Consider the following 1,990-nt stretch of genomic DNA (forward strand, 5'->3'; position numbering starts at 1 on the left):
TCGGGCGCTACCGAAGCCTCGGTCGACGAATTGGTGAAGGCCGGCACGATCAAGCTGGAGAAGGTCACCAGCATCGACCTGCCGCGCAAAAAGGAATGGCTCGGCTGGTAAAGCCGGACCGCCCGCCGGGACGGCATGGCCCGTCCCGGCAAGCCTTCCGCACGACAGGCCGCACGACAGGATAGAGCCATGACCGCCGCCATCGACGTCAACGCCGTACCGGCACCGCCGGTAGCGGCCCGAAAACCAGCGCTGCTCTCGGTCAACAACATCGAGGTCGTCTACAACGACGTGATCCTGGTCCTGCGCGGCCTCAGCCTCCAGGTGCCGGAAGGCGAGATCGTGGCCTTGCTGGGCGCCAACGGGGCCGGCAAATCGACCACGCTGAAAGCCATTTCCGGCCTGCTGAAGACCGAAGACGGCGCCGTGACGCGGGGAGACATCAGCTTCGCCGGTGAAAAGATCAACGGCATCGACCCGGACAAGATCGTCCGGCGTGGCATCTTCCAGGTGATGGAAGGCCGCCGCATCATCTCCGACATGACCTGCCTGGAGAACCTGCGCCTCGGCGCCTTCACGCGCCGGGACAATAATGTCCGCCAGGACATCGAGATGGTCTACGACTACTTCCCCCGTCTCAAGGAACGCACCGGCCTCGCGGGGTATCTCTCCGGCGGCGAGCAGCAGATGCTGGCGATCGGCCGCGCGCTGATGGCCCGGCCCAAGCTGATCCTGATGGACGAGCCGTCCATGGGCCTGTCGCCCCTGCTGGTGAAGGAGGTCTTCGCGATCATCCGCCAGATCAACCGCGACCTCGGCGTCACGATCCTGCTGGTCGAGCAGAACGCCCGCATGGCGCTCCAAGCCGCCAGCTACGGCTATATCATGGAGTCCGGCAAGGTCGTGCTCGACGGCACCGCCGAGGAACTCGCCAACAACGAGGACGTCAAGGAATTCTACCTCGGTGGCGGCGGCGGCGAGGAACGGCGCAGCTTTAAGAACCTGAAGAGCTACAAGCGCCGGAAGCGGTGGCTGTAGCCTCCTTCCGTCCTACAAAACGGCTCCAGGATAACGCAGGGAACAGTCATGGCGAACAGCTTCTACGACGATCTGGAAACCCGCTCGGCAGATGCGCGGGAAGCGGCGCTGATGGCGGCCCTGCCGGAGCAGATCCACCTCGCCCAGCGCAGCACCCCGGCCTATGGCCTCATCCTCGCTGGAATCGACCCGATGTCGATCACCAGCCGGGAAGCCCTGGCGGCGTTGCCGGTCACCCGGAAATCCGACCTGACGGAGTTGCAGGGCCGGGAGCCGCCATTCGGCGGCTTCAGCGCCGTGCCGCCGGGAGGGCTCGCCCGCATCTTCGCGTCGCCCGGACCGATCTTCGATCCGGAAGCCCGGCGGGCCGACTACTGGCGCTTCGCCCGTGCCCTGTTCGCCACCGGGCTACGAGCGGGGGATGTCCTGCACAACTGCTTCTCCTATCACTTCACCCCGGCGGGCTCGATGTTCGAGAGCGGCGCCCACGCGCTGGGCTGCGCCGTGTTCCCCGCCGGGACAGGCAATACCGAGTTGCAGGTTCAGGCGATCGCGGCGGTGCGGCCAGCCGCCTATGCCGGGACGCCGGACTACCTGAAGATCATCCTTGAAAAGGCGGACGAGACCGGCGCCGACCTGTCCTCGCTGCGGCTTGGGCACGTCACCGGCGGCGCCTTCATGCCGGACGTCAAGCGGTTCTACCAGGATCGCGGGCTCGAGGTCTTCCAGAGCTACGGCACCGCCGATCTCGGCATGGTCGCCTATGAGAGCTCCGCCCGCGAAGGCCTGATCCTGGACGAGCACGTCATCGTCGAGATCGTCCGTCCCGGCACCGGCGATCCGGTCGCCGACGGGGAGGTCGGCGAGATCGTGGTAACGGTGCTGAACCGGGACTATCCGCTGGTCCGCTTCGCGACTGGCGACCTTTCGGCCTTCATGCCAAGCTCCAGCG

The 1,990-nt window shown here is 66.2% G+C and carries 2 protein-coding genes; both read left to right on the plus strand.

The genetic code is table 11. The features are described 5' to 3' along the window. The first annotated feature begins 189 nt into the window (after nt 1–189). Nucleotides 190–1,038 carry an ABC transporter ATP-binding protein gene (locus AC5JJ6_RS03445; protein ID WP_496040705.1) on the plus strand — a complete coding sequence of 283 codons (849 nt, stop codon included), beginning with the start codon at nt 190–192 and terminating at the stop codon, nt 1,036–1,038. 48 nt (nt 1,039–1,086) lie between these two features. After that, a partial coding sequence (locus tag AC5JJ6_RS03450; RefSeq protein WP_496040706.1) for a phenylacetate--CoA ligase family protein occupies nt 1,087–1,990 on the plus strand: 904 nt, incomplete at its 3' end.

The sequence above is a fragment of the Skermanella sp. genome, assembly GCF_059503625.1.

What these genes read in the sequence shown, in the direction of transcription:
- AC5JJ6_RS03445 (WP_496040705.1), top strand. Translation starts at nt 190, where the DNA reads ATGACCGCCGCCATCGACGTCAACGCCGTACCGGCACCGCCGGTAGCG.